Below are 19,929 nucleotides of genomic sequence, written 5' to 3' on the forward strand. Positions count from 1 at the left end.
ACGCAGTGGTAACGAAGTATCTCTGTGAACCAGCCGCTGATGCCGCATGGTCAGCGGTCGTTGGCGAGCAACTCATCATTCTTGTCGACTCATCGGACTCGGCGCTTATCGAGCGGCTCTGGACTAACCGGATTGCAGGAGCGCAAGCGGCCGTCGAGGTGCTGAGCGCCCGCGGTCTCTCGGCTACGCCGTCATTTGCCCTCGTCGAGTGGACGGCGGATGACACCACTTCGGCGGGTGCCCGCGCTATCGTGCGCGGAGCAGCGAGCGTGGTTTTCAGCACCGCCACCGGTTCGCACACCGTAAGCGGAACACGTGTGAGCACATGGGCAGAACACCATTTTGATGACGTTCGCGACTGCGTGATCGCGATCGACGGCCGCGCCGCTGGACGGAGCGATGAGACGCGCCATGAGGTATTCCTCCCGATATTCGCGGGCGTTGTAAAGACGATGAGCGTCCACTCGTCACGCAGCAGCAGCCGCAGCACAGCGACTCCCGCTTCGCTGGAGTCTCCAAGGCTGACTCCCAGCGCCCCCGAGTTGGCAGACGCATTGCCGCCAGCCGCCGCAGTGTCGGAGGCGACGATGGTCGACCGACCAGATCAGTTCTCCGACATTCCGCCGGGAGTGAGCGCAGCATCCGCCGCCCGCAAGGGCGATACCGCCGTCGACGACGCTCAGGGATACGACTTTCTCTTCGGAGAAACCGTCATGCGCAACGTCTCGGAAGCCGCCAGCGGCAACGAAAATGACGTGAGCGCCGAAAACGCGGATGTCGCGCCGCCGCCGGCCCCAGAAGCTGGCTCAGAGTTCCTGGGTGCAGAGCAACCGGCGGCAGAGGGCGACCACGATGGTTTGACGATCATGACGGCGGATCTTGCGAGTCTGCGAGCCTCGCAACCGAAACCCTCGACGGTGAGCGATTCACCGCCCAATCAGCCCACGCTCTATCTCGACCTCTCGACTGGTGCCCGCGAGGTGCTTTCTCAGCCGATTTTGGTTGGACGCGCACCAACCGTGGCCAAGGTGTCGAGCGGAGCGCTACCTCGACTCGTCACGATCCCCGGCGATAAAGACATCTCTCGCAATCACGTTCAGATCGTTGTCGAGGGCGGAACGGTGGTCGTTACCGACTTGCATTCTCGAAACGGCACTCATGTGACATTGCCGGGTCGAGCCTCTCAACGGCTGCGTGCCGGGGAGCCGACAGCGGTGATTATAGGCACCGTGATCGATCTCGGTGGCGACGTCACTCTCACCGTGAGTGAGGGGGCGTAATGCGTCGGGCTCCCTCAACGCCGCCCGAACTCCCGGGCTACACGTTTGTGAAGCTGTTAGGTTCGGGCGGCTTCAGCGACGTCTTTCTCTATGACCAGCACCTTCCTAAGCGTCGGGTCGCAGTGAAAGTCCTCCTCACCGAAGACTTAGCGCCGGCTACTCGCGCATCGTTCGTGGCTGAAGCCAACCTGATGGCGCAGCTCTCGGCGCATCCGTATATCGTTTCCATTTTTCATGCGGATGTTGCCTCTGACGATCGACCCTATTTCGTCATGGAATACTGCTCGGGCCCGAGTCTCGCTGAGCGATACAAGAGCGCTCCGCTCGCGGTGACCGATGTTTTGCGGGTGGGCATCCGAGTGAGCGGCGCGGTCGCCACTGCGCACGGCGCTGGCATTCTGCACCGCGATATCAAGCCCGCCAACGTGCTCACTAACGATTACGGTTGGCCGGCTCTCACCGACTTCGGTATCTCTTCGGCGCTCGATGACGAGATTCCGCTGCACACGAGTTCGCGCTCGCCACTCATCGAAGAGAGCGGCTCAACGACCGGGGCGTCGATCGGTATGTCGATACCGTGGTCGCCGCCCGAGATGTTCGACGACGATCCGAATCCGGATGTTCGTGCCGACGTGTTTTCGTTAGCGGCCACGCTCTACACTCTCCTCGCCGGGCATACGCCGTTCGAGGTGCGTGGTCGATCTAATGGTGCTCTTGACCTCATCGGCCGCATCGAACGTGGACTCATCACTCCGCTCACGCGGGAGGATGTGTCGGCCAGCTTTCTCGCCGTGTTGCGCAAGGGTATGGCATCTCGTCGCGACGATCGGTTCGCGAGCGCACTTGATCTGGCACGAGCATTGCAGCGCGTTGAACTGGAATTGGGTTACGCCCCGACGACCGTCGACGTGCCGAACCTTGTCGTCGATCAGGTCGCTCCGGCCGGAGCCGAGGATGACGACGACGCCACGCGTGCGCGAGGGGTTGCAACGATCGAAGCGCAGCCTTCGGCTGCCGCTCCCGCGGCTGATCGCGTCGCAGACGCTCCCATTGCGGGCACTGTCGCCAGCGCAGACGAGACTCAGCTCCGCGGTGCTCCCCAGCGGATCGCCCAGCCAGGGGGAATGGAGTTGGGCGAGACCGTGGTCCGCCGCAGACCGCCCGCGAACGAGGCCGCTGACTCGACCACAGAACCTTTTGAGATGGCGACGACGCGCGAAAGCGAGCTGAAGACGCGAACATCGTCTCCCCGAAAGCCACTGCCGTGGATCATCGGAGGAGTCGCAGCCGCCGTCGCGATTGCCGTCGGCGTAGCGGTCTTCATCACGAATCCGGTTTCCACAGAGGTTCCCTCGGTTGCGGCTCCCACCACGGCTCCCACCTCCGCAATTGTGGAGAGCGTGCCAACGCCGGTGCTCGTGTCCGCATCCGAAACTGCCGGTTCCGTAATTTTTACCGTCGATAACCCCTCGGGCGACGACGACGATCGCATCATCTGGCAGCGGGTGGGGCGCGACAGTGAGCCGGTTCGACAATCGGAAGACGGCGTCATCACCGTCGACGGTTACGCTCCGGGAGTCACACTTTGTATCGACGTGAGGATCGTGCGCGCCGGCACCGAATCTGCTAATCCGTTGGAGGCGTGTTTTCCCGAATGAATCCGCTTCGAGTTGAGTTCTGCGGCGAGTGGTACGACATTGCTCACCCCAACGATTTTCATGTCGGTCGGGAATCCGACCTGGTCATCGACGACAACCCCTACCTGCACCGTCGTTTTCTTCGGATATATGAAGATTTTGGGATGTGGTGGCTAGCAAACGTGGGCAACCTGCTGACAGCGACCGTGACTGATGCCACCGGTCAAGTGCAGGCATGGCTAGCGCCCGGAGCACGGCTGCCGATCGTTTTCCCCCAAATGCAGGTGCTGTTCAGCGCGGGGTCTACGACGTACGAATTCACTATTCACGCGGGTGATGACTACTACAACACGTCGACGGCGTTAGCGGGAACGGGTGGCTCGACGACGATCGGTCCGATTCCCCTGACGTCGTCTCAGCGGTTGCTCATCGTGGCTCTTGCAGAGGGAGTACTGCGTCAGTCGACGGCAGGCCGAGGGGATATTCCGACCTCTGCCGTTGTCGCGGCGAGACTCGGCTGGTCGATCACCACGTTCAATCGCAAGCTCGATAACGTATGCGAGAAGCTCGACAAGCGCGGTGTCGCGGGTTTGAGAGGGGGCAAGGACAATCTCGCCACCAACCGAAGGTTGCGACTCGTGGAGTTTGCCGTTGCGACCAGACTTGTCGATAAAGACGACCTCTATTTGCTTGATCGCAATGACGAGGAAGGCCGCACCCCATGATTGGGGCCGCGGCAGGGGAGAACTACCCATACACTGCCCTACTGAGAGAAGTTGAAAAATGCTACGGTAATTGCCAGAAGTGATCGAAGAAATGTCAGCGTGATCGTGTGCACGCAAGCTGTGCCGAGTTCGGGAGTAGTGCAACGTGAAGCTGTCTATCGGTACTACGCGCCAGCGTAAGACAATCGCCTCAGCGGTCGTAGTCTCGCTCGTTGTCGGTGTGCCTCTGACATTCGCTGCATTGCACCCAGGGTTTCCCGTTTCCGATGTCGACCTCACCGCCAGCGATGTCTGGGTGACCAACGGCGAACAACTGCTCGGCGGTCGGCTTAATCGCCAGATCGACGAACTCAACGGGTCAGTTATCGCCTCGAGCGCACAATTCGATGTGCTCCAGGATGGCGACGCTCTCTTCATGAGTGACCCCGTCGCCAACCGCATTGAATCGGTTGATCCCGCAACGACAGAAGTAACCTCGGCCATTGACGTCCCCAGCGACGCCGACATCTCTTTCGGCGGCTCGAACTTGGCTATCGTTTCGCCCAAGGGTGAGCTGTGGATTGTGCCCGCCGTCGGCGACCTGCAGTTCAACTATGTTTCAGACCCCGCTCTGATCGAGCTTGGCGATGGCGGCCGCGCGACGGTCACGGCCGAAGGCGTCGTCATTGCTGTCTCGCCAGAGAAGAAGGCGATCTATCGCGTCGAGACGATTGCCGACGAACCCGTGAAGTCAGAATTCCCAGCGGTGGGGGAGTTTCAGATAGCGGCGGCTGGCGATTCCGCGGTCGTGTTCGATCAGTCAACGAACGAACTGATTCTGGAATCGGGGCGCAGCTATCCGCTTGAGAAGCAGGGCATCCGTCTTCAGCAATCGAGCACCGAATCGGAATTTGCGCTGGTTGCAACCGGCGACTCGCTCCAAAGGCTCGAGCTCGGCAACGGTGCTCTCAGCGACATTCCCGCCGACATGGCAACCCCGGCGCAGGCGGATGGTGTCTCTGCTCCCGTCGCGCTTGATGGGTGCGCGCATGGGGCGTGGGCTTCTGCGCAACGGTACGTCCTGGCCTGCACCGGCGGCGACGCACAGACGTACGATATTGCCGAGCCGACGCAAGGAAGCGAACTAGAATTCCGGGTGAATCGCTCAGTGATAGCACTCAACAACCTTTCAAACGGCAATGTTTGGCTCATCGACGAGAACATGCGTCTCGTCGAAAACTGGGAGGACGTGACTCCTCCAGAAGACCAGGAGTCAGAAGAAGAGGGCGACGAGAAGTCATCGATTCAGTCATTCGAAGACACTCTTGCTGAGCGAACCGACTCCAACCGAGATCCGGTAGCGGCCGATGATGATTTCGGCGTTCGCCCGGGCCGCACCACCGTATTCAGCGTGCTCGACAACGACACTGACGCTGATGGCGATGTGCTTGTAATCTCGGACTATGACCGAATCGCAGAGTCGACGGGACGACTCGACCTGATCGACGGTGGCCGTGCGCTCCAATTCACGCCGGTTCCCGACTTCGTTGGTGGCATCGCTTTCAACTACACGATCGACGATGGTCGCGGGGGAACTGACCAGGCCCGGGTCTCGGCGACAGTTGTTCCCGAGGGGCGCAACGAACTCCCCGTCAGTGTTCGCGAAACCGGTATCAGCGTTGAAGCGAACCAGACCGTGAGCTATAACGTGCTCGCGGATTGGAAAGACCCCGACGGTGACGATCTCTACTTGATCGCGGCTTCTCCGAAGTCCGGTGACCTCGTGAGGTTCACGCCCGATGGCTTCGTAACGTTCACACACCAGACCTCAGAACTCGGCGAGAAGGTCGTGACCTTCTTGGTGTCTGACGGCAGCGATACTCCAGCTCAAGGCGAACTAGTCGTGACCGTGGAGCCCGCCGGAACCCTCAATCCCGTTGGTACTCCCGACTTTGCTTCGGCGTTCGAATCAGAGACCGTGGTTATCGAACCGCTGCTTAACGATCTCTCGCCGTCAGGAGCACAGCTCACTCTGATCGCGATGGACGAGGCAGACAACGGCGCCGTGGCTTCCTTCGACAGCGATCGCGGCGAGATCACCTTTAGCTCGTCATCGGCCGGGGTCTTTTACTTGACCTACACCTTGAGCGCCGGCGCGAACACGAGCGTCGGGATTGTGCGCGTTGACGTCCTTCCCAAGCCCGCATCCGCGCAGCTTCCCCCCGTCGCGGTGAAGGACACGGCGTATCTCCGTGGGGATGAGCCAACGACAGTGTCGGCGCTGTCCAACGATGTCAGCCCCAGCGGCAATATTCTCGCGGTGCAATCGATCGACGTTGATCCCGCTCTCGTCGCGAAAGGCCTCGTTGTTGAGTTGCTAGAAAGCACGCTCATCCGAGTTACCTCGCCAGCTGCGCTCACGAGCCAAGTCAATTTCACCTACACAATTTCAGATGGCGTGAACACCGCTACGGCCGGCGTCACGGTGGTGCCGGTGCCAGCGTTGACCAAGCACCAGCCGCCCGTCGCTCTGGATGACTCCGCCAAGGTCCGTGCTGGAGACATCATCACTCTTGATGTGCTCAACAATGACTTCCATCCCGACGACAGCCCAATGTCTCTTGCCCCAGAACTCGTAACTCAGCCTGTGGCTGGCGTTGCTTTTGTCAGCCGCGACAAGCTGCGGTTCCAAGCACCGACAGCTCCCGGTGCGTACACCGTCGACTACCGCGTTATTGACCCCTTCGGTGAGACTGCTGCGGCGACCGCTACCTTCACGGTGACACCGATCGACGTTGACGCCAACCAAGACCCGACCCCTATTGCTCTTATCGCGCGAGTTCTTGCTGGGGGCGAGATCAAGGTCGAGATTCCGCTGAGCACCGTCGACCCCGATGGTGACTCAACGCAGTTGCTCCGATTCCCGACAAACCCCACGCTGGGAGCGGTGACGGAGTTCGGCACTGACTACTTCATTTACGAATCCTCGACTGCAACATCCGGTACTGACTCGTTCAGCTACGAGGTAGTCGATGCATTCGGGGCGACGGGAGTCGGTGACGTCAAAATTGCGGTCATTCCAGAACCTGACGAGCTGCGTGATCCCATCGCCGTTCCCGACAGCGTCGCGATTCGCCCCGGCCGCACGGCACAGCTCGACCTGATGGAAAACGACTCGGATCCTCAGGGCGCCCCCATCTCCGTCTCGCCAGAGCTCATCGACGTGCCTGATGGAGTGTCTGCCGAGGTAGTTCGGGGCCAGTTCTTGGTGATCGAAGCCCCCGACACCGAACAGTCATTCTCATTGCGCTATCGCCTAGAGAACAACAGAGGTGGATCAGCGGTGAGCTACGTGCTCGTTCAAGTGACGCCGGATGCCCCGATCTTGCCACCCTCGGCTGAGGACCTCAGCGTGCTCAAGAAAGACATTGCTGGCAAGAAGTCGATCTCGGTCGATTTGTTCGACGGCTACGCGTTCAACCCTGCGGGCCGAACCGAAGATCTTGTGATTGCTCTCGAAGGGCCTAACGCTAAGTCGGGCGTGCTCAACGAGGTTAACGGCCAGATCGAAGTCACCCCCGGGGCGACGCGTCAGGCAATCACCTACAGCGTCACGAATGAGATCGACGGGCTAAGTGCCCGAGCCTTCATCCTTGTGCCCGCTGCCGTCGACGAAGACTTCGACGAGCCGCCAGCAATTGATCCTGACTTGCCCACCCAATATGTGGGGATGAACGAGACGCGTGAGTGGAAACTCTCCGACATTCTCGACGTGCCGTCGGGGCGTGACGCGTGGATTCCCGAAGCGACTTCGGTGAGCGCAGTTCAGGGTGATGGCTCGCCCAACTTCGTAGACAAAGACACCATCACGTTCACGCCAGCGTTGGACTACCGTGGGCCGGCATCCGTCAGCTTCACTGTCACTGATGGTGCCTCTAAGAATGATCCCGCCGGCAACTCGGCCGGACTGCGGATGAACATCGTTGTCGGCGACCCTGACTTCAAGGACACGCCGCCAGAGTTCACGACTCCCAACACCCAAGTTGAAGTGGGGGAGACGACGGTTATCGACCTGCGGAGTTCAACCGCGCATCCAAACCCGACCATTCTTGGCCAGGTCAGCTACTCGAACATCACCGGCGCCAGCGATGGCCTTGAGGCAAACCTCAGCGGTTCTCAGCTGAGCTTGAATGTGCCACGCAACACTCCCAAGGGCACAACGATCACGCTAGGCGTCACCCTCCGGTGGGATAAATTCGAGGTTCCCGGCACGATCAATGTGACCGTCGTCGGATCGACCCGTCCTTTGGCCGTAGCAGTGTCGGATGCTGTTGAAACACAACGAGGCGATGGAGCGGTCACCGTCAACCCGCTGACGAACGACTCGAACCCGTATCAGACCACGGGTGAAGCGTTGGAGATTGTCGACGCTAAGGTGCAGAACACGGGCGAACCGGCCGATGTGACCTTCACGGGCACTACGGTGACTATTCGCCCCGATGCAGCTCTGAAGAGTGGCGTCATTGAAGTCGTGTACACGATCGCAGATGCGACGGAAGATGCGGATCGACAGGTCAACGGAACCATCACTCTGGTGGTCAGCGACATTCCCGACCGGGTGCAGAAGCCAACGCAGGATGCCGGCTCCGCCATCGGCGGCGACAAGTCCGCAACCTGGAGGTTCGTCGCACCGGCCACGAACGGCAAGCCCATTACAAGCTATGAAGTGCGCACCACACCGGCTGTTTCTCCTGTGCCGACAGACTGCACCGCTGGAGCGCCCTGCACGATCACTGGCCTCCAGAACGGAACGCCCTACACCTTTGGTGTGCGGGCGATCAACGAGCACGGTGCAGGCGAGTGGTCGTCGACGAGTGATCAGATTACTCCGTACGGCACCCCTGCCGCTCCAACGGTAACAGCGACGGTGGCGAGTAGCTGGGCGCCGAATGGTCAAGTATCCGCGACCTGGCCTGCCGTCGGTGGCACCGGAGGTACCACGACGTATTACTGGTCAGCAAGCAATGGCCAGTCAGGAAACACGGCGGGAACGTCCGCAACAACAACCGCCAATCTGGGCGCGGGAAACTACACCTTTACGGTGTACGCCCAGAACTCTGGCGGCAAGCGCGGACCCGACGGCACCTCGAATGGCGCTCAAATTCAGAATCAGACCGTGCCGGCCCGGGTGGCAGGCATCACGGGCAACGTGACGAAGAGCACTACTGCCGGCACGATCGCGTGGAGTTGGAGTGCGAGCACCGGTGGTGCAGCAGTGACGGACAATCTCCGTTACCGCTGGACGCTCAGCAACGGAACGACCGGCGTCACTGCCTCCACGAGCGCGACGACTTCGGGGCTGCCAGCAGCCACGAAGTACACGCTCACCGTCGAGGCTTACAACAACGCAGGAACCGGCGCCGCCGGGTCCGGAGACGCTGGCCCGATCGTGACGCCGCCGCCGCCGGCTGTGTCGCACCTCTGCCTGGCACCGTATCCGGCTACTTCACGAACCGATGACTACCTCTTGGGGGTCAAGTGGAGCGGCCAGGGTACTGGCTCGCACACCATGGAGGCACGCGACGAAGAAGGTAGCTACAGCGGCAACACCTACACCCGATCTGGCGCAAGCGGTACCCAGATCACCGCATCGTGGAAGGTTTGGAATGGCCTGCGCGGAAACATCGATGGTCTGTACAAGGTGTGGGAACGCTTTGACGGCTCCGATGGGCCCCACGTGTCAATTCAAGATCTGCCCGCCTGCTAGCGCAGCCCGAAATCACCAGTAAGCACAAAGGACACTTCAGAATGCCCGTTACACAAGAGCAAGCGACCTGGTTCGCTAACGCGTTTCAGAAACTGATTAGCAACGTCGACAAGGCCATTGTCGGCAAAGATCACGTGATTCGTCTCGTGCTGACAGCGCTGATTTCTGACGGCCACGTTCTGCTTGAGGACTACCCGGGAACGGGCAAGACTGTTCTGGCAAAGGCACTGGCGAACACGCTCGACGGCACCACGTCGCGCATCCAGTTCACTCCTGACCTCCTGCCTTCGGACGTCACGGGTGTGCAGATTTTCGACCAGTCGAAGGGCAAGTTCGAGTTTCACCACGGGCCGATATTCGCCTCGATTGTTCTGGCGGATGAGATCAACCGCGCGAGCCCCAAGACTCAGAGCGCGCTGCTCGAAGTGATGGAAGAGGGCGTCGTCACGATCGATGGTGAAGGGCACCCCGTGGGGGCGCCGTTCCTCGTCATCGCGACCCAGAACCCCGTGGAGCAAGCCGGAACGTACAAGCTTCCCGAAGCCCAGCTCGACCGCTTCCTCATCAAAACGACGCTGGGTTACCCCGACAGCGCCACCGCGGTGTCGCTGCTCATGGACTCCGGCACTCGGGCTCGAGCTTCGCTGGTGTCACCCATCATCAAGCCAGAATCGATCGTCGCCATGGCAGCGCTGGCCGCGGAGGTGTTCGTCGATGAGTCAGTGATGAAGTACCTGAACAGCATCGTCGAAGGCACTCGCACAGACCGTGACGTCGTGCTCGGCGTGAGCATGCGTGGGGCAATGGCCCTCGCTCGCGCGATCAAGACCTGGGCAATCACCCAGGGCCGCACCTACGCAACCCCGGATGACGTGCGTGATCTTGCCGTTCCTGTTCTCGCTCACCGTGTCATCCTCGACCCAGAATCGGAGTTCTCCGGGGTGCTGGCCGAAGACGTGATCAACCGCATTCTGGTCGACATCGAACCGCCCGCCTACCGCGCTTCCTAAGCACGGCACTCTCTTCCTGTGACTACCGACTCTGCTGTGAGCTCCGACGCCCGTGCCGATGCCCGTGCCGACGCTGAGCGCGCCCGGGCAGCGGGCTCGCGGGCGACGGAGCGTGAACCAGCCCGAGCCACGGCCGCGACGCCGGGCTTCGTGACGCGCGCGAGCGAGTCGATTCGCCGAGTGTTGCGGGGTGCCGCCGCGGTGCTCTCGCCCGTTATTCGGGCAGTCGTTCGGGCTCTCGCGCCCGTGCTCGGTGTGGTGACGCCACTCGGTTGGTTGGTCCTGATTCTCGCGACGGCTGCTTTGCTCCTCAGTATCGGTTTTGGCTGGCAAGAGTTCACCTTCCTCGCTGCTGTGTTGTTCGCAGCAGTGGTCGTGAGCGTTGCGTTCTTGTTCGGGCGAGCATCGTACGGCGTGGTCGTCGAACTCAACCCTCGCCGCGTAGTCGTTGGCGATCGAGCGCTGGGGCGCATGGTCGTCACTAATGTTGGTGCACGACCTCTGCCTCCCACCCGCATGGAGCTTCCCGTCGGTAAAGGTGTCGCAGAGTTTCAGCTTCCCGCGATGAAGCCGCAAGCCGAGCACGAAGAATTATTCGCGGTGCCCACGGCTAAACGAGCAGTGATCGTCGCCGGCCCGGCAGAGTCCGTGCGGGGCGATCAGCTGGGGCTGCTGCGTCGGGCTCTCAAATGGGCGGATGCCGTCGACCTGTTCGTGCATCCGCGCACGGTCCGCCTTGTTCCGTCAGCGGCGGGTCTGGTGCGCGACCTCGAAGGTCAAGTGTCGAACAAGATCACCAATAACGACATCGCTTTTCATGCTCTTCGGCCCTATGTTCCGGGCGACGACCGCCGCTATGTTCACTGGCGTACGTCGGCGCGCATTGGGCAACTGATGGTGCGTCAGTTTCAGGAGACTCGGCGTTCACAGCTCACGATCATCCATTCGTCTCGCAGCGAGCTCTATGCGTCTGAGGCAGAGTTCGAGCTGGCAGTCTCGGTGACGGCATCCATTGCAGCTCAAGTGATTCGCGACGGCACTCAAATGAATGTGGTCAGCGAGACAGGGTTGTGGAAAACCCAGACCGTAACGTCAATGTTGGATGCCTCGTGTCGTATTGAGCCGAATGTGGACCGTTCCGAGACCATGCGGAGCTTCGCTCGTGGGCAGACGCGACGTTTGCCAGCCCCGAGCGTGGTCATGATTGTGGCGGGATCACAGATGAGCACCGCCGATTTCCGCAGCATTCAATCTCTGTTTGGTCAGGACACCAGCCAAGTGGCATTCCATGTTGTCGACGGCGCTGATCCGAAAATTTCAGCGGTGGCCGGTCTGACGGTCATCACCATTGGCGATCTCAATGATCTGTCGCGACTCGTTCGGGGGTTGGGCGGTTGAGTACACAACAGCAGCGTCCACAGCAACAGCCACGGCGTCGTCCGGTGAGCGCACGAACCTGGGCTGATAGTGGCATCGTGCTGGCGCTCACCGCTATTGGGCTCGTAGGTTTCGAGCCATCGTTTGGCGGGTACAGCTTTCTGTTGCCGGCGATCGGCGGGCTAGTGCTTGGCGCGACGACCGCAATCGTTGCAAGTATTTTCCGACTCAATGTGGTCACCACGGTTACGGTTGCCGTCGTGGCGTACTTTCTGTGTGGCGCTGCCATTGCGGTGCCCCAGCAGGCCCTCTTCTTTGTGCTCCCGAGTCTTCAGGCGTTGTCGACGATTGCGATCGGCACGGTCTATGGCTGGGCAGATATCGTCACGCTGCAAACTCCGATCGAAGCGCCGCAGCACATCACGGTGGTGCCGTACTTCGCAACGTGGGTGGTTGCGCTGGTGTCAACCTCGCTGGCGGCACGCTGGTTACCGAGCACATCACGCTCGGCCTGGCGCTACGGCGTCGTGCTGCTGGGGCCTTTGGTGATTTATCTCGCGAGCATCCTGATCGGTACCGACGACCCGTACCAGGCTGGTGTTCGTGGCATCGGCTTCGCTGTGCTGGCGCTCATATGGTTGGGATGGCGCCGCTCGAGCGACAACGTTGCTCAGGCCGGATCGCAGCGGATTCGCTCGCGCAAAATCGCGGGCACGGCGGTCGTGCTGACAGCAGCCGTTCTTCTTGGTGGGGGAGCGGGCTGGTGGTTCGCGCCCGCACAAGACCAACGATTCGTGTTGCGGGATGAGATCGAGCCGCCGTTCGATCCGCTGCAGTACCCGAGTCCGTTAGCAGGGTTCCGTCACTACACGAAGCAGGTCACGGATGACGTGCTTTTCACGGTCTCGGGGCTGAAAGCGGGCGACACCGTGCGCCTCGCAACGCTCGACTCGTTCACCGGCAAACTCTGGAATGTGACCGGCGCCGAATCGAGTGCTGAGGGCTCAGGCACGTTCAGCTTGGTTGGTCGTGCTCTGCCCGAGCAGACCTTCGTTACTCCTGAAACCCGCAACGACGTCACTTTCACGATGGGCGAGTATGCGGATGTCTGGATGCCGAGCATCGGATACCCGACCGATTTGGTCTTCACCGATGGTGCCGCGCTCGATGCCAGGGACAGCCTGCGCTACAACGCGGCGACGGGCACGGCGGTGCTCACCGCCGGCCTTCGAGAGGGCGATTCGTACACCATTGACGCGACCGTGCAGCAGGTGCTCACCGTCGAGGAACTTTCCGATCTTCCGGTCGCCGCGGTGGAACTTCCTCCGGTCACGGCGAGCCCTGACGTCGTCACGGCCAAGGCTCAGGAGTATGCCGCGAGTGCCACTACGCCGGCGGCCCAACTTGAAGCTATGCGGCTGGCGCTCACGACGACGGGCTTCCTGAGCCACGGTCGAGCATCCGACACCGTTGCCTCTCGAGCGGGGCACGGTGCTGACCGCATCACCGACCTCCTTGAAAGCAACCAGATGGTCGGAGACCAGGAGCAATACGCTTCAGCGTTCGCGCTGATGGCGCGCAGTTTTGGCTACCCCGCACGCGTCGTTATGGGGTTCGCGCCCGAGATTGTCGACGGCCAGGCTGTCGAGGTGACGGGTGATGACGTCACGGCCTGGGTTGAGGTCGCATTCGATGATGTGGGGTGGGTTGCTTTCGATCCGACTCCGGATGAGACGGACATCCCTCAAGACCAGACGCCGAAGCCTCAGAGTGAACCGCAACCGCAAGTGCGTCAACCTCCGCGGGCCGAAGCTGATGCTGAAGATTTGCTCACGCCGGTCGAGCTCGAAGAGAGCGACGAAGAAGACGATGGGCTGGCATTCTCCATTCCGGGTTGGGTTTACGTGCTCGGCCTCAGCATTCTCATTCCCGCGCTCCTGCTGCTGGTGCCGCTGCTGATCATCGGGCTCCACAAGGCCCGTCGTGCTCGGCGCCGCCGCGCGGCCGCCGCGGCCCACGATCAGGTCGCCGGCGCCTGGGAAGAGCTTGTCGACCAGTACTCCGAGCTTGGCTACAGCGTTCCCTCACGAGCCACCCGCGTGATGGTCGCCGACCAGCTCGACGGGCAAGTGGGCGAGGGAACCCTCGCGCTGCGCACGATTGCCGTCACGACCGACGACGCAGTGTTTTCTGGGCAAGAGGTCTCACCAGAACGCAGTGACGAGGTGTGGAGCGCTACCGCGGCGGCGATCGAAGCGGGCCGCGCCGGCCTGACGAAGCGACGTCAGTTCGTGAGCCGCTACCGCATCCGCTCAGCCCGCGACTGGGCCGCAAAAATCTCATCGAAGAGAGAAGACTCATGAAACTACCCTGTGCACAGGAGGCCTTGTGAGTATCACTCTGGACGACGAAGAGAACCTGATTCTTGGCCTCGATGACACAGGCCGCCCCGACCCCGGCTACGCACAATCGTTGGGTCTGGTAGCGGCATCGGCGGGCTCGCGCTCACTTGCCTTCACTATCGATGCTGCAATAGTCCTGTTACTCACCCTTCCTCTTAGCTTGGGCACGCTCCCTCTCTGGATGGGTGTTTTTCTCACTACATCTTTCACGTCCCCCGAGGCGTTGCTCCGTAACGATGAGTTCATCACTGGACTCGTCTACTACGGAATTGGTCAGGGCTTGCTGTGGCTATTCGTCTTCGTCCAAATCATCGTGCACGGGCTTCGTGGGCGCACTGTCGGCAAGGCCATCGTTGGCATCCGCTCGGTGAAAGTATCGACATTCGAGAAGCCAGGATTCTGGCGCATGTTTCTGCGGGGAATGATTTTCTGGATGGCTCTGGCGATTGTTCCGATACTTGGCGGCATCCCATTTTTGCTCTCGCCGCTCTGGGATCGAGAACATCGTGGACGGGGATGGCTCGACAAGATCGGTCACAATTGGCTCATTGACGTGCGGCGCGGACTGGATCCGTTCGATCTGAAAGCGCTTCGGCATGCACGGAGAAAGATCAGCGCTGTGGCGCATTCCCCGCAAGAAGAGTTGCCCTCGCTCGCTACGGGGGCTGAAGGAGCGGTGACTAGCTTCGTGCCCGCTAGCCGATCACGGTCAGGGGTCGTCTCGCCGCCCACCTTCGGCAGCGACCAGATTGAGCCGTGGCAACCCCCGCCAGTGGGGGCTTTAGTCGAACCGCCGAATCAACCCGCGCAGGGAACTGAAGCGAAAGTCCTGCTTCTCTTCGACGACGGCACCGTGATCGAGGTCACGGGCGATGGCCTCATTGGCCGCTCGCCGTCGGGGAAAGCTGATGAGAGTTTCTCGACGCTCATTCCGCTTGTCGATGAGTCGATGCGCATTTCTAAGACACACCTTGCGTTGGGCGTGGATAGTGTCGGGTTTTGGCTAATAGATCGGGGTTCTTCGAACGGGACGCCCGTTTCACCGCCCGAGGGCGAGTCGTTTTCGTTGGTGCCGTGGGAGCGCCGCTATATCCCTTGGAATTCGGTCGTTGAAGTTGGTGGTCGCAGTTTTACTGTGACCGGAGGATCACAGATGAATGGGCGTGAAGCGTGAAAATTAAGCTCTCTCTCCGGCGACAGTCAGGTTCGTTGGTCGATATTGTCGTGACCGCCGATTCAACGGCGACCATCGAAGATGTAGCTCGTGCAATCGCGGAAACCGATCCCATGTCGTCGAGCTATTCACGTGCTACAAGCGCGGTCATGACTCTCTCTGTCGCGCCACCGACGACGGGCGAATTGGTCGCGCTGCATCCAGATGCGCTAATCGGCGAAGCGGAGATCGGTTCTGGTTTTATCGCCTCCGTCACTGCGGCGGAGAACCGCAGCAATGCACATGGCGATTCCGGAATCCAGCAGGTCGCTGCGATTCTTCGTGTGTTCTCGGGGCCGGATGCGGGTAGAGAAGTTCCGCTCTCGGCCGGCCACAGCATTATTGGGCGCGGTGTGGGCGCTGACGTCGAACTGTCAGACCCGTTGGTCTCGAAACGTCACGCGCGGCTCGAGGTCGGTCAGGTAATTGAGTTAGTGGACCTCAACTCGGCCAATGGCGTCATGGTTGACGGCGGGATGGTTCCGCGACTCAAAGTGGTCTCCGGGCAGATGATTACGTTGGGGGATACAACTGTCACGCTGACCCCCGTCGCTTCTCAAGAGAGCACCGTCGACCCTGTTCTGGAGCGCGGGGGCGCTCTGATGTTCAACAGATCACCGCGAGTCGAGATTCGCTATCCCGGGACGGTATACCCCTACCCCAAAGTGCCGACCGAGTCTCAACCAAAAATGTTCCCCTGGCCGATGGTGGTCGCCCCGATCATGCTCGGTATTGCGATGTACACGATTACACAGCGGCCAGCCTCCCTGCTCATGATTTTCATGTCGCCAATGATGATGCTCGGAAACGTGATCAACCAGAAGCTGCAGGGTGGACAGAAGCTTAAGCAAGAAATCGAGACGTACGAGGTTCAAATAGAGGACCTCGAAGAAGAACTCGCGGAGCAAACTTCGGTTGAACAGGAACGTCGGCGTGCGGAAGCCCCGGCGGTGGCTCAAGTGTACGAACAAGCGATGAAGCTTGGTCCGTTGCTCTGGACGAGACGCCCGGAGCATTGGAATTTCTTGACGCTGAGACTCGGCGTTGGCCGCGCGCTCAGTAGAAACTCAATTGCGGAGTCGACAGACTCCAGCGGTATTCCGAAATATGCCCGTCAAATTGAGAAGCTGCAACAACGACATAAGTGGATCGATGATGTTCCGTTGGTGGAAACTTTTCCGAGTGCTGGCGCCATCGGAATCGCCGGTTCGCGCGAAACTGCGGCTGACATCATGCGCGGTTTGGCAGTGCAGCTTTTCGGTCTCCATGCACCCAATGAGCTCATAACAGCCGCCATCGTCGACCCTTCGTGGACCCCCGAGCTGGAATGGATGAAGTGGCTGCCTCACACCAGCAGCGCACAGTCGCCATTCGCCGATATAGCGCTGGCCGATAGCCAGTCGGCGGGTACTGCTCTGCTCAATGCGCTCGAGGAAGCAATCTTGCAGCGCACCACCCAGCAGGCTTCGCATCGGGGACCGCTGAAGAGCGGTGAGGGCTCAATGTCTCTCGGCTCGACCGTGGGGGAAGGGGCGGGTGCTCGCAGCGAGCTGGGCGGCGATCTCGTACTCGTATTGTTCGTTTCTGCGGATGCCCCAGTTGATCGACCGCGTCTGACGCAGGTTATCGAGCGCGGCGCTGATTCAGGCATTTACACCATCTTCCTTGCGCCAACGGTTGAGTCGCTTCCTGCCGCTTGCCGCACGTTCATCGATGCAACTCACGGTCTCGACAATGCCACGGTGGGGTTTGTTCGCTCCGGCGAAGACTTCGCGTCAGTAAAGCTCGAAGGAGTGTCGAGTTCGTACGCTCACGTCTTCGCCAAAAGGCTTGCTCCCGTTGTCGACTCGAGCTCAGTCGAGACGGATGCGAGTGATATTCCTCGCAGCGTCAACTTGCTGAACTTAGTGGGAACCGAGGCAGCAGATTCACCGAGCTCGGTTCTTGAGCGCTGGCGTCAGAACAATTCTGTTCTCGACAGGAGTGGGGCGCAGCTCGGCAGGCTCAAGCGTGCCGGGACGCTCAAAGCGTTCGTCGGTCAGGGAAGTCCCGATGCGATGACGCTCGATCTGCGCACCCAAGGCCCTCACGCGCTTGTCGGCGGCACAACAGGTTCGGGTAAGTCGGAGTTTTTGCAGGCGTGGGTGCTCGGTATGGCAGCGGAGTACAGTCCGGATCGCGTCACTTTTCTCTTTGTCGATTACAAGGGTGGTTCAGCGTTCGCAGATTGTGTAGCGCTGCCGCATTGCGTCGGTCTGGTGACTGACTTGAGCCCGCACTTGGTTCGACGGGCACTGACGAGCTTGCGTGCTGAGCTTCACCACCGTGAGCATTTATTTAACCGAAAGAAGGCGAAAGACCTTCTCGAATTGGAAAAGCGTCGGGATCCAGAAACACCGCCGGCGCTTGTTCTCGTGATCGATGAGTTTGCGGCTCTTGCTGGCGAAGTACCGGAGTTCGTAGACGGGGTAGTCGATATTGCCCAGCGCGGTCGCTCTCTTGGAATCCACCTCATTATGGCCACGCAACGTCCGGCAGGAGTGATCAAAGACAACCTTCGAGCGAACACGAACCTCCGTGTTGCGCTTCGAATGGCCGATGAGTCTGACTCGAAGGATGTTGTTGGCGATCCGATCGCGGGAACGTTCGATCCCTCGATCCCGGGCCGGGGAATCGCGAAGACTGGGCCGGGTCGCTTGGTTTCGTTCCAGTCCGCTTATGCTGGCGGCTGGACCGGAAGCGCCGTAACGAAGGCAGAAGTGCGTGTCGCTGAATTACGATTTGGAGCGCTTGTCTTGTGGGAGGCGGACGCGGAGCCCGAGTCTGAGTCGCATGATGAGGACCTGGGGCCCAATGACCAAAAACGTATGGTGAGCAATTTCATTAATGCCACAGGTCTTGCGCGCATTCCCTCTCCGCGGAGGCCGTGGCTCGATGATCTCGCCACAACCGTGGACATCGTCAATTTGCCGGTGCAAAGCGACTCACAAATCGTGCTCGGTAAAGCCGATATGCCCGAACGCCAGTTGCAAGACGCTGTCTACTTCTCCCCAGATCGAGATGGATCGATGCTGGTCTACGGAACGAGCGGATCGGGTAAGTCGGCCACATTGCGGTCGATCGCTGCGGCATCTGGCATGCGACCTGAACTTGGTGACGTCGAGGTCTACGGCCTTGACTTCGGGTCGGGGTCGCTCCGCTCGCTCGATGCCCTACCGCACGTCGGGTCGATCATCACTGGCGATGATGCTGAGCGAGTTCAGCGGCTGTTGCGCACTCTCGGCGAAATACTCGACCGCCGCGGCAAGAAATTCAGCGAAGCTAATGCGGCCACCTTGAGCGAATATCGCGACATCACCGGGGAGCGAGAGCCACGCGTCCTGCTCCTCATCGATGGGTTCGGGCAGTTCAAAGCGGACTGGGACGCCACAACAGCTCGCTTGCCGTTCTACAACGTCTTCATGCGAATCTTGGGGGAGGGGCGCCCACTGGGCGTTCACGTCATTGCGACCGCTGACCGCTCCGGTAGCGTGCCTTCTGCGGTGAGCGCGAATGTGACGAAGCGTATCGTGCTTCGTCTCGCGGATGAGTCTGCCTACCAAACGGTGGGGGTGCCGAAGGACGTGCTCGATGAGCATTCACCAGTGGGTCGAGCGATTGTCGATGGGTTCGAGACCCAAATCGCTATTCTTGGCGGTACATCCAACGTCGCAGAGCAATCGAAAGCACTCGAACGGCTCGCCGCCCATCTTCGCCAGCGAGGAGCTCGTGAGGTGCCAGAGATCGGCGCCCTACCGACGGCGCTGTCTCAGCTCGAACTTCCTTCGGAAATTGCGGACGAGCCAGTGCTCGGGATCGCAGAAGACACTCTCGCGCCGCGTGGTTTCGAACCGGTCGGCACGTTCTCGATTTCTGGTCCGCCCCAGAGCGGAAAGACCAACGGGATGAAGTGGATGATCACATCGATGCTCCGCTACGACCCATCCGTGAAGCTCTTCCACTTCGCCGGACGCCGGTCGCAGCTGAAGGAATTTGTGCCGTGGGTGCGGAGCGCCACCAACGTCGAGGACGCCCGTGCTCTCGCCAAGGAACTTGTTGATCTGGTTCCTGATGAGTCAATTCCTGGTCGAATCATGATCGTGGTCGAGGGTGTTACGCAGTTCGCGGATACGGATGCGGAACGCGCGATGAAAGAGCTCTTCCAGGCGATAAATCGCAGCGATCACTTTCTTATCGGCGATGCTGATATTTCATCGCTGTCGAGCGGTTTCGGCTTTATCGGCGATTTCAAGGCGGGACGCAAGGGAATCGTCATGAAACCAGACTCGTACGACGGAGACTCGGTATTTAAGACTCCGTTCCCGAAGGTGAAACGCAGCGACTTTCCACCAGGGCGAGGCATTTTTGTGCAGAACGGTCGTACTGTCACCGTGCAGACACCGCTGATTTAGCCGCACCATGCTGCTGACTTGAGGTTCGAGAATCGGCATGGGTAGTCCTGCCCATTGAACTAAGGTTTCGAGCATTGCTAACTTATAC

The 19,929-nt window shown here is 60.4% G+C and carries 9 protein-coding genes; all 9 read left to right on the top strand.

What is annotated here, in order from left to right; translation table 11 throughout:
• Window positions 1-5: 5 nt before the first annotated feature.
• The 9 genes from I6E60_RS14645 (at window position 6) to I6E60_RS05890 (ending at window position 19,841) form a co-directional block, all read left to right on the top strand.
• Window positions 6-1,280: an FHA domain-containing protein gene (locus I6E60_RS14645; protein WP_197123896.1), complete on the top strand. Its 1,275-nt coding sequence runs from the start codon at window positions 6-8 to the stop codon at window positions 1,278-1,280.
• A complete protein-coding gene (locus I6E60_RS05855) occupies window positions 1,280-2,938 on the top strand; it encodes a serine/threonine-protein kinase (RefSeq protein ID WP_197179269.1) in 1,659 nt (552 codons plus the stop codon). Before I6E60_RS14645 ends, I6E60_RS05855 begins: the two co-directional genes overlap by 1 nt.
• Window positions 2,935-3,642 (top strand): hypothetical protein, encoded by a 708-nt coding sequence (locus tag I6E60_RS05860; protein ID WP_197123900.1) that lies wholly within the window; start codon window positions 2,935-2,937, stop codon window positions 3,640-3,642. Before I6E60_RS05855 ends, I6E60_RS05860 begins: the two co-directional genes overlap by 4 nt.
• 145 nt (window positions 3,643-3,787) lie before the next feature.
• Complete coding sequence (locus I6E60_RS05865; protein ID WP_197179270.1) at window positions 3,788-9,388, top strand: Ig-like domain-containing protein; 5,601 nt, start codon at window positions 3,788-3,790, stop codon at window positions 9,386-9,388.
• Between the two features lie 41 nt (window positions 9,389-9,429).
• On the top strand, window positions 9,430-10,398 hold the full coding sequence (locus I6E60_RS05870; RefSeq protein WP_197123904.1) for a MoxR family ATPase: 969 nt from the start codon (window positions 9,430-9,432) through the stop codon (window positions 10,396-10,398).
• A gap of 18 nt (window positions 10,399-10,416) precedes the next feature.
• Window positions 10,417-11,796: a DUF58 domain-containing protein gene (locus I6E60_RS14650; RefSeq protein WP_197123905.1), complete on the top strand. Its 1,380-nt coding sequence runs from the start codon at window positions 10,417-10,419 to the stop codon at window positions 11,794-11,796.
• Window positions 11,797-11,840: 44 nt separating this feature from the next.
• On the top strand, window positions 11,841-14,138 hold the full coding sequence (locus tag I6E60_RS05880) for a transglutaminase domain-containing protein (RefSeq protein WP_197179271.1): 2,298 nt from the start codon (window positions 11,841-11,843) through the stop codon (window positions 14,136-14,138).
• Between the two features lie 25 nt (window positions 14,139-14,163).
• Window positions 14,164-15,351 carry an RDD family protein gene (locus tag I6E60_RS05885; protein ID WP_197179272.1) on the top strand — a complete coding sequence of 396 codons (1,188 nt, stop codon included), beginning with the start codon at window positions 14,164-14,166 and terminating at the stop codon, window positions 15,349-15,351.
• Window positions 15,348-19,841, top strand: a complete 4,494-nt coding sequence (locus I6E60_RS05890; RefSeq protein WP_197179273.1) for an FtsK/SpoIIIE domain-containing protein — start codon at window positions 15,348-15,350, stop codon at window positions 19,839-19,841. Before I6E60_RS05885 ends, I6E60_RS05890 begins: the two co-directional genes overlap by 4 nt.
• Window positions 19,842-19,929: the final 88 nt, after the last annotated feature.

The sequence above is a fragment of the Salinibacterium sp. SWN167 genome, assembly GCF_015864665.1.
In the GTDB taxonomy this organism is placed as follows: Bacteria; Actinomycetota; Actinomycetes; order Actinomycetales; family Microbacteriaceae; genus Rhodoglobus.